General features: G+C 71.5%; 8 protein-coding genes. 1 reads left to right on the top strand and 7 read right to left on the bottom strand.

All coding sequences use genetic code 11. From position 1 onward, the window contains the following. Positions 1-315: 315 nt before the first annotated feature. On the bottom strand, positions 316-1,269 hold the full coding sequence (locus ACYVDG_RS30120; RefSeq protein WP_460762265.1) for a hypothetical protein: 954 nt from the start codon (positions 1,267-1,269) through the stop codon (positions 316-318). A gap of 359 nt (positions 1,270-1,628) precedes the next feature. Between ACYVDG_RS30120 and ACYVDG_RS30115 the strand changes: the two genes are divergently transcribed. Further along, positions 1,629-2,888, top strand: coding sequence for an FAD-binding protein (locus ACYVDG_RS30115; RefSeq protein WP_460762261.1), 1,260 nt, complete (start codon positions 1,629-1,631; stop codon positions 2,886-2,888). A 27-nt stretch (positions 2,889-2,915) separates the two neighbouring features. Here the strand turns inward: ACYVDG_RS30115 and ACYVDG_RS30110 are convergent, their stop codons facing one another. The 6 genes from ACYVDG_RS30110 to ACYVDG_RS30085 all read right to left on the bottom strand — a co-directional run bounded on the left by ACYVDG_RS30110 (position 2,916) and on the right by ACYVDG_RS30085 (position 11,318). After that, a complete protein-coding gene (locus ACYVDG_RS30110) occupies positions 2,916-3,365 on the bottom strand; it encodes a hypothetical protein (RefSeq protein WP_460762256.1) in 450 nt (149 codons plus the stop codon). A gap of 65 nt (positions 3,366-3,430) precedes the next feature. Then, entirely contained in the window at positions 3,431-4,756 is a 1,326-nt protein-coding gene (locus ACYVDG_RS30105) for a PP2C family protein-serine/threonine phosphatase (RefSeq protein WP_460762253.1), read from the bottom strand. Between the two features lie 53 nt (positions 4,757-4,809). Next, the gene (locus ACYVDG_RS30100) at positions 4,810-7,590 is read right to left on the bottom strand and encodes a DEAD/DEAH box helicase family protein (protein ID WP_460762249.1); all 2,781 of its coding nucleotides are present in this window, start codon (positions 7,588-7,590) and stop codon (positions 4,810-4,812) included. Positions 7,591-7,705: 115 nt separating this feature from the next. Further along, positions 7,706-9,976: an ABC transporter permease gene (locus tag ACYVDG_RS30095; RefSeq protein ID WP_460762246.1), complete on the bottom strand. Its 2,271-nt coding sequence runs from the start codon at positions 9,974-9,976 to the stop codon at positions 7,706-7,708. Positions 9,977-10,059: 83 nt separating this feature from the next. Next, complete coding sequence (locus ACYVDG_RS30090; protein ID WP_460762243.1) at positions 10,060-10,794, bottom strand: ABC transporter ATP-binding protein; 735 nt, start codon at positions 10,792-10,794, stop codon at positions 10,060-10,062. Then, positions 10,791-11,318, bottom strand: coding sequence for a PadR family transcriptional regulator (locus ACYVDG_RS30085; RefSeq protein ID WP_460762238.1), 528 nt, complete (start codon positions 11,316-11,318; stop codon positions 10,791-10,793). Before ACYVDG_RS30085 ends, ACYVDG_RS30090 begins: the two co-directional genes overlap by 4 nt. Between the last annotated feature and the right edge of the window lie 97 nt (positions 11,319-11,415).

Below are 11,415 nucleotides of genomic sequence, written 5' to 3'. Positions count from 1 at the left end.
TTGCACGGGCACCGTCAGATCACGCGGACCACGCAGTGGATCAGCCGGGATCGCTCTCGGGCGCTGCCGTTCATCCTCACCTGAAATCACTCAGAGTGACCAGTGCCCTGACTTTGAAATCGCCCTGACCTTGAGACAGTGGAGTCGAGACCCGGTACTTGCTATGGCAGGCCGGGTCTCTTCTTGTGTTGCCCTAAACCCAGCCCGGCACTTGCTATGGCATGCCGGGTTCTTTCTCGTACTGCCTCGATCCCACACAGCACGGCTCCCCGCACACCGCCAAGGTGAGCGGGGAGCCGTGCTGTGTGCGCGGACCTACTCGTCGTCCCCCGTGGCGACGGTGGCCCTGCGCTTACGGGCCAGGTGCAGGGCGGCGCCACCGACGCCCAACGCGGCGAGTCCGGCCGCGACCAGGCCGGCGAGCGCGCCACCGGTCACGGGCAGAGTGCCCGAGCTGGTGGTGTCGACCTCCACCGGGGTCTCACTCGGGGTGCTGGACTCATCGTCCTTGCCGCGGTCTTTCTCGCCGGGCTCCGGGGCACCTGTCCTCTCGAATACCGGGTTGCCGTCAGCACCGAAACCCACGCAGAGGTACCACACACTTCCGACCCGGATCACTTCGCCGAGCTCGACCTCGGTGCACTCCACGTCCTCGAGTTCGGCGCACGGGACAGCGGCCCCGTCACAGTCGGCCGGGGCCTCGTATTCGTGGGTCTGGTCGTGGACGGTGGTCCAGCCATCCTCACCGGGCATGTCGTGGTCCACGACGATGTGCACCCACTCCACACCTTCGGCCGTCCAGGAATCGGTATCGCCGGGTTCGGCCGCGGTGCCGTCGGCGATGACCGCCGTGCCGTCGTCGGAGTAGACGCTGTAGGTGTAGCCGTCAGCACCGGTCCCGAAGGTGAAGTCGCCTTCCATTCCCTCGCAGGTGCTGGTGACGGTCAGGTCGGACAGGACGTCCTCGGTCTCGTCCTCGACGCCGTTGTCCGCACCGTTGCCGAGATCGTCCTCCCCGTATTCGTCGCCGAAGTCTTCCTCTTCGTCGTAGCCTTCCTCTTCGGAGTCGGGCCCGTCGGTGACGGCCCAGAGCCACGTTTCGGCGTCTTCGGGGTCGGGCTGGCACTCGAGGACCGTGCCGTCGGCGAGGGTGACGGGATAGCCGGAGTCTGAAGGCTCGCACTCAACGCCCGGGGCGTAGGTGTCGGCGGCGGCCGGGGTGGCGGATAACGCCAGAGCCAGAGCGGCGCCCCCGGCGGCGGAAGTCAAAACACGGATAGACACTGGGGTCTCCAGGTGTGAGAAGACTGAGGGCCGTCGCCTGGAGCAAGGGTTGGCGGGGGCGGCCCGTGTGGACGTGAGACGCACCTGTGCCGTACTAGGTGTACGCGCCTGGGAGGTTATTTGCCTACGTGCGAGGCGACTGGTGCGAAGGAACACACCGCACCCGGCCGCGGGCGGTCGAGCCAGTATTCGTGTGCGTCGAACGGCACGATCTCCTGAGGGTCCGCAACGGGTGACCGTCGCCTCCCGGTGCCGGGTTCGGTAGCGTGAGCGGTCCCCGGGTGTGGGATCGCTCCCGACCGACTCGGGCGTCGCCCCACGCCACCGCCCCCTCCGGAGACCCCATGCCCACCTCTTCCGCACCGGCACGCAACTGGGCCGGGAACCTCACCTTCGCCAGCCCTCGGATCCACCGGCCCAGCAGCCACGACGAACTCTCCGCTCTGGTCCGGGACAGCCCGCGTATCCGGGCCCTGGGCAGCGGGCACTCCTTCAACGGGGTCGCGGACTCCGGGCACCACCTGGTCCGGCTGGACGCCCTCCCGCAGGAGATCGAGGTCGACGCTGAGCAGTCCACCGTGACGGTCACCGCCGGGACCCGGTACGCGGAGCTCGCTGCGGAACTGCACCGGCGGGGCTTCGCCCTCGGCAACCTGGCCTCGCTGCCGCACATCTCGGTGGCCGGGTCCTGCGCCACCGGAACCCACGGCTCCGGGGACGGGCAGAGGTGCCTGTCCGCCGCCGTGCGCGGGCTGGAGCTGATCGGTCCGGACGGCAAGGCCGCGTGGCTGAGCCGCGAGAGCGACCCGGAGACCTTTCCGGGGACCGTGGTTGCGCTCGGGGCCCTGGGCATCGTCTCCCGGCTCACCCTGGACATCGAGCCGACCTTCGAGATGTCCCAGCGGGTCCGGCTGGACGTGCGTCTGGACGAGGTGGCCGCCGACTTCGACGGGGTGTTCGGCTCCGCCTACAGCGTCAGCCTGTTCACCGACTGGGCCGGGGACACGGGCCGGGTGTGGCTCAAGCGCCGCGTAGGGCAGCCCGAGGGCCCCTGGAGCGGGGGCCGCCCCGCGAGCGGCCCGGAGCACCCGGTGCCAGGGATGCCGCCCGAGCCCGCCACCGAGCAACTGGGCGTGGGCGCCCCGTGGTTCGAACGCCTGCCGCACTTCCGCCCCGAACTGCCGCCGAGCGCGGGCGAGGAGCTCCAGTCGGAGCTCTACCTGCCGCGCGAGGCGGCCCCGGAGGCCTTCGCGGCGCTACGCGGCATCGGTTCCCTGGTGGCCCCCGTGCTGTACATCGCCGAAGTGCGGACGGTGCGCGCCGACGACCTCTGGCTGAGCCCCGCCCACGGACGGGACTCGGTGACCTTCCACTTCACCTGGCACCGGGAACCGGACGCGGTGGCTCCCGTGCTCAAGGCGGTGGAGGAACGGCTCGCTCCGCTGGGAGCCCGTCCGCACTGGGGCAAACTCACCACGCTGGAGCCGCGGAGCGTGATCGGTGGATACGAACGAGCGGCCGACTTCGCCGGTCTCCTGGAGCGCTTCGACCCGGCCGGGAAGTTCCGCAACGCCTTCACCGACGACTACTTCCCACGGGGCTGACCGCTTCAGGGTTGGTTGCCTCCCCGGTCAGTCGAGCGGGCCCTCGAAGCGCAGGTGTTCGTCGTGGTGGTCGATCTCGACGGCCAGGTGTTCGGCGCTCTCGGGGACGGCACACCACATGGGGAACTCGAAGACCCCTTCGTGTTCCTCACCGAGGCGTTCGTCCGTGTCCGCCGCCGAGGTCTCGCCGTCCACCTCGCACGTGACGTCCAGGTTCACGAAGCCGAACATCCGTCCCAGCCGCGGCACGGTGACGGTGAGTTCGAAGTCCGCCCGGCCGGGTTCGGTCAGGGTGACCTCGTGGACGAGGTAGTGCACGTCGGCGTTGTTCCACCACTGGAACTCGTGCTCGTAGGCGCCCCTCGGGTGGGAGACAGCGATGGCGCTGTCGAAGTCGGCGGTGTGGGCGCCCGAGCACCCGGTGAGGGACAGCGCAAGCGCCAACGGAACCACAGCGTACGCGGAGGGAGTGCGCATGTACCCGATGCTATGGCCCGGCGTGCGCCGGTCCGCCCCCGCCTACCCCACGGGCACCTGTCCGTTCAGGGGGACTGCGACGGGATCTTGGGGCCGTGCCACTCGCAGACCATCACTGTGGCGTCGTCCTGCAAGGCGCCGTCGTGGTGTTCGAGGACCGCGTGGACCAGTCGCCGCAACGTTTCTGGGACGAGCATCCCGTCGGCGGTGTGCCGGATAATGAAGCGCACGAACCGCTCGCTGCCGAACTCGCTTCCGTCCGCATGCCCCTCGGTGATGCCGTCCGTGTAGAACAGGATCCGGTCGCCGGGCTCCAGCCGCTCCTGACAGAGGGTGCTGGGCAGCCCCAGATCCATCCCCATGGGGTGGGTGGGCGGGCATTCCAGCTCGGTCACCCACCGGCCGCCGCGGATGAGCATCGGTGGCAGGTGTCCGCGGTTCACCCAGGAGAGCAGCCCGGTCCCGGTGTCCAGCTCGGCGAGGATCCCGGTGGTGTAGCGGTTGTGGCCGAACTGTTCGACCAGGATCCGCTCGATCCCGTCCCCGGTCTCGACGAGCCCGGAGCCGTGGCGGCGCAGGTTCCGGCAGGCGGCGACCGCCAGGTTCGCGGTCAGTCCCGCGGCGTTGTCGTGGCCCATGGCGTCGAAGATCGCCAAGTGGACGGATTCGCCGGTGAAGGCGTAGTCGAAGGCGTCGCCGGCGTTCTCGTAGGCCGGTTCGGTGTTGGCGGCCACGGTCACCGAACCGTTCGAGAAGCTCAGCGGCGGGGTGAGGGCCCACTGCATCTCCGCGGAGACCGTCATGGGGCGGTCCCGGATGAGGCGGGAGTAGGAGTCGCTCTGAGTGCGCTTGGTAACCAGCAGCAGGCCGATCTGCGCCGTCAGGTCCTCCACCAGACCGTAGTCGGGCTCCGAACCCCGGTCGGTGTCGAACCGCAACACGCCGAGGCGTTCGGTGCCGTTGAGGATCGGTATCCAGTGGCGTTCGCGGTCGCCGGACGGGGCGCTGTGGCCGTGCTCCTTCCGGAAGGCCCGGCCCGCCAAAGTCCCCTCGATACTGAGGTCTTCGCCGCCCCTATGGGCGTTGTCCCCGGCGCCGGTGACCTCCCGGAGCACTTTCTGTTGCAGGTCGCTGACGTACACGCGGGCGTGGTGGAAGCCACCACCGGCGGTGTACCGGTCGACCAGGTGCGGGATGTCCTCGAAGTTGGACCGTTGGCTGGCTCGGACGAGGTCGGCGAGCGCTCGCGCGCCGTCGTTCGCTGCCGAGGGGCGTTCTGCGGGGGGAGGGCGCGCTTTCTCCGCGCCGGTGCCTGGTCCCTGTTCCGGTTCCCGTTCGCGCGGGGCCGGAGGGCCTTCGAAACCGTGCTTCCGTTCGCCACCGCGATTCATGAGCACTATGTTCCCGAAAAGCACAGAGGGAACACCGGTAGGCCGCCGGGGTCTCACTCCCAGGCGAGGCGGCGGGCCGTGGACACCTCCACCGGGGAGCTGCCGAAGTGCGCGGACAGGAGCACGCGACCCTCGTCGGTGTGGGTGTGGACCACCCGTCCCCGGCTGATCCACAGGTTCCACGCCGCCTCGAAGGCGTTGGCCCCCTTCCGGTTGCGGGCCAGCACCGCGGGCACCGCGTGGTAGGCGGCGCTCAATGGTCCATGCTCCGCGGGAACGTAGCGGGGCGCCAGGTAGCGGGGGTTGCCCAGCAGCGGTCCGAGGACGTCGTCGAGCGCCTCGGCGAACAGCTCTGAAGCCTCCGGGTCGGCGAGCGTGAACCGGTACACGCCGTCGGTGTCCACGTGGATCCGAACCCGCTCCGCGCCCGCCCGGGAGCGGCCCGCGTTGTGCAGGGCGTCGGCCACGGCACAGGCGTAGCGGGCCGTCTCCACCGGCAGGGCAGCTTCCCGGCGGAACTCCGCACACTCTCTCCGGCGCCGCAGCCACGACCACACCGCGCCCGCTCCGAAACAGAGGGCCGGGACCAGTAGCCAGGGCGCGACCACCGCCGTGACCAGGCAAGCTGCTGTCGCGAGTGCCAGAAACACCGCCGCCGCGGGCGGGCCCGCTCCGCCCGGAATCTCGACCCCGTCCGGCCCGGTCAGTACCCGGGGCGGGGACGGCGGTGCCAGGTCCACACCCGCCGACTCCACGCCCGCCGACGCGTCGGCGCCCACCGTGTCCGTGACCCCGGCGTCCGTGCCCACAGCGGCGTCCCGGTCCCCGCGTACCCGGAGGGTGGTCAGCAACCGGTCCTGGTACCCCTCGCCGAGCCGCCACCGGTTGCGGGTTCCCTCCCGGTCGGCGGCGCGCTCCAGCATGCGCGCGTTCACCGCTTTCGGTTCGGCGGGCGGCTCGTACGGGGACAGCTCGGGGTCCACGTGCGCGACCCCGCTCATCACCTCGCCGTCGGCGCTCACCCCGAGGTAGCCCTCGTGCTTGCGCACGAACCTGCCCCAGTCGGCCGCCCCGCGCGGGTGTTCGTGGCTGACGCACACCACCGTCCAGGTGTGCGCGGTCTTCTCCGGCCAGTCCGGGTCCAGCCGCAGTGCCCGGCCCCGGCTCTGCACCACGGACGTGGGGGTGGTGGCGGTGGTCAGGTCCACCACGGTGTTCACCCCCCGCGCGTCCCACCCCTCTCCGAGGAGCGCGCGCGTGCCCACCAGCACCTGGGAGCAGCCGGACTCCAGGAACCGCGTCACCACGCCCACCCAGGTGCGCGAGGTCCAGGCTCCCTCCACCACGTGCAGGCCGTCGGTCTCGCGGACGGATAGATCCATCCCGGGCAGTTCCTCGCGGGCGAAGTCCAGGAACGCGGCGCTGGTACCCGGACCGGTCGCAACGGTGCGCCCGGTGACCAGTACCGGGTCCAGTGCCGCGGTGCGCGGGTCGGCGGCGAGCTGGCCCACCTGGAGCCAGGCCGAACCCGCATCGTCCGCGAGCACACCTCGGAGTGCGGCGGGTGCGCGGGCGGAGGCGCGTTCGTGGTCGCACAGGACGAGGGCACGCAGCCGGGGTCCCACCGCATCCTTCTCGGCGGCGAGGATCTCCACGGTGGCCAGCGACTTCGCGGCGCTGCGCGCGAGGACCCGGTCCACGGGGGAGGCGCCCCGGCGGATGCCGTTCCGGGTCAGGTGGTAGCCCACGGACGGCAACGCTGCACGGATACGCTGGCGGGCCTCGTCGTCCCGCTCGGAGTCGGGGACGAGGCAGTGCTTGGCGTAGTCGCCGATCAGCGCCGTCCAGTCCTCGGCCCGGGGAGGGTGCCGGTGCCGTTCGTGGAGGCGGGCGCCGTCGGGCGGCGCGATGAGTCCTTGGTGGTGCAGGCGCAGCACGGCGTCGGTGAGTTCGGGGTCGCGGGCGGCGAGTGTGGTCCATCCGATCCGGCCGCCCTCCCGGGTGTCCCTGGAGACGAAGCGGGCGTCCAGCCAGGGGAGGAAGTCGGTGGTGGCGAACCCGGGGGCGAGCAGGTCCGTGCACATCGCCTCGAAGCGCGCCCCTTGCCCGGCCAGGTACTCGTGCTCGGTCAGGGTGGGTTCGGTGACGTAGGCGAGTTCGGCGAACGGTGCCAGGTACCCGTCCCTGACCAGCGCGGGGATGGACGCCCCGGTGACGGGAGGGCCGAAGAGCCGGTCGACCAACTTCTTCTCCGCGGCCGTGAGGCTCCCGGCGGGGGTACCGGTCAGCCCGATCACGCGGGCGTCGGGGAGTTCGTCGAGGATCTCGGCGAGCAGGCGCCCCCACACCTGGAGGAGGTGGTGGCACTCGTCGAGGAGGAGGGTCAGCGGCCCCGCTCCGTGCAGCGCGTCCACCAGGGCCCGCCCGTTGGCGTGCAACCGGTCCCGGACGGGGGTGGCTGAACGCCCTTCCTCGTCGGTCTCGGCGTCCGGGTCGAAGACGGCGAGGGACTGGTAAGTGAGGACGTTGACGGCGTGGCCGAGGTCGCGGTCGCTCCCGGCGGTGCAGTCGGCGGGCCTGTTGAAGGCTTCCCAGTGCCGGACCCACTGGCCTTGGATGGCGGTGTTGGGTGCCAGGACCACGGTCCGGCGGCCCAGTCGGCGTGCGGCCTCCAAGCCGACGAGGGTCTTACCGGAACCGGGCGGCAGCACGATCCACGTCCGCCGCCCGCCGCCGCGCCAGCGTTCGTCCACAGCCGCGAGCGCTTCGCGCTGGTAGGGGCGGAGCTCGCCCGGCCAGACCGCGGTGGCCAGCGGTGGTGCCGTCTCTGACATCCACCCAGCTTAGGTCGGCCCGTCCTGAACCCGGGCGGCGGAGGCGGCCCCGTCCCTTCCGGTGGCAGCTGGCCGGTCCCTGACCCCATGGCCGGCGGCCGGGACCGACCCTCCCTCACTCCGAACGCAGCCCATCCGGGCGCATCGTCCGCAGCAGTGCGGGCACGGCGAGCAGGGTCGCGAGGAACACCGCGCCGGTGCCAGCACCCGCGATGAGCAGGACGGCTGTCAGGTCGAAACCCACCGGCAGCCCGGTCAGCCCCATGAGAGCGGCTCCCAGGGCCGTTCCCACGGCGGTCGCCACGGCGATACCCAACAGCACGGGCAGCGCCGTCTGCCACAGCACCGAGGCCACCAGGGTGCGCCGCCGGGTACCGAACGCGGTGAGGACCGCGTGCACCCGTTTGCGTTCGCGGACCTGCTCGATGGTGCCCACCAGCATCCCGGCCGCGACCAGCACGACGGCGGCGACCGCCCCGGCGAGCAGCATGTCGCGGATTCCGTCCAGGGGCGAGGCGGTCCCGGGACTGTCGTAGAAGACGACCCGGGCCAGCGGGTCCATAGCGGTCGCGGTCGCCCGGACCTCTTCCTGCATCTCCGGGACCGTGTGGTCGACGCGGAGCCAGATGCCGGTGCTGGCGTCCCCTCCGGAGAGCTCACCGCCGGAGACCTCGGCCCCGGAGGCGGCCGCCGCCTCCGGGGTGGCGAGGACGACCTCTGCATCCGCGCTGTCGGCCGGCACGATGACCTCGTCGACCGGGGTGAACTCCGGTACTTGCCAGAGCGGGGTGTCGTCCTCCGGGTCGCTGGCGGAGACAGTGTCGCCGGGGGTCAGCTGCTCGGACTCGGAGAACGCGTCACCTGGTGAGCACCCCGGTAGGTCGGCCATCCGCGTCAGCGTGGAGCAGTCCGCGACCCGCAGGGACGCGTGCCCGTCCGCGCCGAAGCTCCCTCCGCTACCGGTGAAGGCGAGCGCCGCCTCGACCCCCGGAGTGTCCTCGAAGCGCGCGCCCGGGTCCCCTTCGGCCCTCAGCGGAAGGTCTGCTGTCAGGTTGAACCTTTCGCCGCCGAACTCCGCGTCCTCGTACGCCTGTGCCGCGAGAACTTCGGCGGGGATCTCCATGTCGGCCTCGGCGCTGGCGAACAGGCCCTGGAGCGCGATAGCCCCAGCCACGGTGACGACGATCCCGCTCACCGCGCGCACCGGGCCACCGCCCCCGTTACCCAAGCGCCGCAGCGCGAGCTGGAGCGAGAGCGGGCCTCCGGAAGCCCGGCCGAAGAGCCGGTCCAGGAGCCAGGGCAGGACCGCGGTCGTGCCCAGGAGAACCGCCAGGACACCGAAGGCGACCACGGGCGCCCACATCACCCCGTGGAGGCTTCCGTCGAGCCCGTGGACGAGCAGGGCGGCCCCGAGAGCCAGCAGGGCCAGGCGCCACCACAGCCGTTGCCGGGGGCGCTCGGCACGGCGCACCACCCCGAACGGTTCGACGACCACGTTGCGCAGCGCCGCCTGGGCGACCCACAACGACAACAGGGGCACGAGCAAGAACACCAGCGCCCCCAGCACGGGCCGCGGCACCACGTCGGTGGCGAACACACCCGAGGCGATCGGCACGACCTCCACCACCGGGCGTCCCACCAGGAAGAACACGACTCCGAGCACGAGCCCCGCCAGCGTCCCGACCAGGGTCTCTCCGGAGGCGATCCGCCGGGTCGCGGCGCGGTCCGCGCCCATCAACCGCAGCGCGGCCAACCGCCGGTCGCGCTGTTCACCGCCGAACCGCACCGCCGCCGCGAGGAACACCAGGGCCGGGGTGAGCATCACGACCGTCCCGACCACGCCCAGGAGCAGGATGACGGGCTCGTCCTGGCCGGAATCCGGCTCGCCGCCGTAGTGGGTCAGGCGCGTGCCCCGCTCCTCGTCCAGGTCCTCGCTACCGGTGAAGTGGGCCAGCTCCTGCGGTCCGCCCAGCCCTTCGGGGCCGATCTCCCCGACCACTTCGGCGTCGAACCGGCGCTCGAGGACCTCGTGCTCCGGGTCCTCCAGGAGGTCGGCCAGGGCGGGGGAGACGACCATCTCGCCGTCGCCGGGCAGGGCCTCGACCCCGGGGGGCAGCGGCGCGTCCGGCCCTTCCGGATGGACCACCCGGCCGGTGATATCTTCGTCGAGGTACCAGCCGTCGGCCACCGCGGACAGCAGGGTGTCGTCGCCGGCGGGCGGTTGCGGGTGCTCGGCGACCTCGTAGTCGAGGCGGTCGGCGGCCCGCTCCGCGCGGTTGTCCAGGATGGTCGGCAGCGAAGCGCCCAGGAGCAGCATCGCCGCGGCCAGGCCCACGCCCACCGCGGTGAGCAGGGTGCGCAGCACGCTCTCCCGTCCGCCCGTCATGGACAGGCGGAGCCCAATCCGGAGATCGTTCAGTGCGGAGGGCCGGGGTTCCCGGTGCGGCCTCGTGGAGTGCTCGCCGCGGCTCACCGGGACCCTCCCAAGTCACGGGTCCGGCCGTCGCGCACGATCACCTCGCGGTCGGCGTAGGCGGCGACCCGCGGCTCGTGCGTCACCAGCACCACGGCCGCCCCGCTCTCCCGGGCGGCATCGGTGAGGAGACGGATGACGCGCTCACCGTTCAGCGAGTCCAGCGAGCCGGTGGGTTCGTCGGCGAACACCACGCGCGGCCGGGTGATGAGGGCGCGCGCCACACCCACCCGTTGGCCCTGGCCACCCGAACACTCACCGGGGCGTTTGGCCGCCACGTCACCCACGTCCAGCCGGTCCAGCCAGCGGGTCGCGGACCGTTCGGCACGGCGCCGGGACACCCCGCCCAACCGCAGGGGAAGGGCGACGTTCTCCACGCAGGAGAGTTCGGGAACGAGCTGGCCGAACTGGAACAGGAAGCCGAACTCGCCACGGCGCAGGGCGCTGAGCCGGGTGTCCGGGGCACCGATGAGGTCGATGCCGTCGTAGTCGATCTCGCCCCCGTCCGGGCGGACCACGCCGGCCAGGCAGTGCATGAGGGTGGACTTTCCGGATCCGGAGGGGCCCATGACGGCCACGATCTCGCCCTCGTGCAGGGACAGGGACGCGTCTTGGAGGGCCTGCGTGAGGCCGAACGACTTGCTCAGTCCCGAGGCGGTGATGAGTGCTGCACCGGTGTTCCCGGGTCCGGCCTGCCCGGGCGTGCTCGAGAGCAGGGGGTCGGAGGTCATCGGCGGACCACCTCCCCGGCGAGGTCGTTGAGCCGGGCCGCGGTCAGCTCCAGCCACCGGAGGTCGGCCTCCATGTGGAACAGGGCGTGGTCGCAGATGAGCTGTTCGGCGAGGTCCCCGTTGGCCTTGCGGCGGGTGAGGACACGCATCTGCTTCAGGTGCTCGGCCCGCTGGATGTCGAGGACGTCGTCGGCGGACCGGTCGGTGAGCAGCGCGAGCACCACCTTGGTGTACAGGGTGCTCTGGAGGTAGGGCTCGGGGTTCTCCGGTTGGGCCAGCCACCGCGCGACGTCGGTGATCCCGGCGTCGGTCACGGCGTAGCGCTTGCGTTCGGGGCCCGCCCCGGGTTCCACCGACTCCACCTCGACCAGTCCGTACTTCAGGAGCCGGGAGAGGGTGGCGTACACCTGGCCGTAGGCGAGCGGTCGCTTGGTGGCGAAGCGCTCGTCGTAGGCCCGTTTGAGGTCGTATCCGTGTTGGGGCCGCGTTTCCAGTAGTCCGAGGAACGTCTGACCGAGTGACATGGGGCTCACTATACACACGGTGTATACCCCATGTGTATAGCTGGCCGGAGCCGGACAGCGCCAAGGGCCCTGACCGGTGTGGCCAGGACCCTTGGCG

The organism is Nocardiopsis oceani, from assembly GCF_054777395.1.
The sequence above is the reverse complement of the archived record's forward strand: the minus strand, read 5'-3'. Positions and strand labels throughout refer to the sequence as shown.